The organism is Cryobacterium sp. 10I1 (assembly GCF_035019805.1).
GTDB lineage: Bacteria > Actinomycetota > Actinomycetes > Actinomycetales > Microbacteriaceae > Cryobacterium > Cryobacterium glucosi.
Window position 1 is genome coordinate 1 of record NZ_JASJVF010000608.1, and the last position, 336, is coordinate 336.

The 336-nt window shown below is 73.8% G+C and carries 1 protein-coding gene; it reads left to right on the plus strand.

All coding sequences use genetic code 11. From position 1 onward, the window contains the following. Positions 1–336, plus strand: a 336-nt coding sequence (locus QN345_RS19990; protein ID WP_323509233.1) for a fructose-bisphosphatase class II, incomplete at both ends; no start/stop codon positions are given.

Below are 336 nucleotides of genomic sequence, written 5' to 3' on the forward strand. Positions count from 1 at the left end.
GCGTGAGGCGACGGATGCCGCCGCGGCGGCCTGCCTGCCCTGGCTCGGCCGGGGCGACAAGATCGCCATCGACGACGCCGCCGTCACGGCCATGCGGGACGTGCTCGCCGATGCTCCGTTCGAGGGCACCGTCGTCATCGGCGAGGGCGAAAAGGATGCGGCCCCGATGCTGGCCAACGGCGAGGCGCTCGGCCAGGGCGGCGCCCCGCTCTGCGACGTCGCCGTCGACCCGCTCGACGGCACCCGCCTCGCGGCCTCCGGTCTCCCCGGCTCGATCTGCGTGATCGCGCTCGCCCCCCGCGGCACGATGTTCGATCCCGTCGACGTCTTCTACAT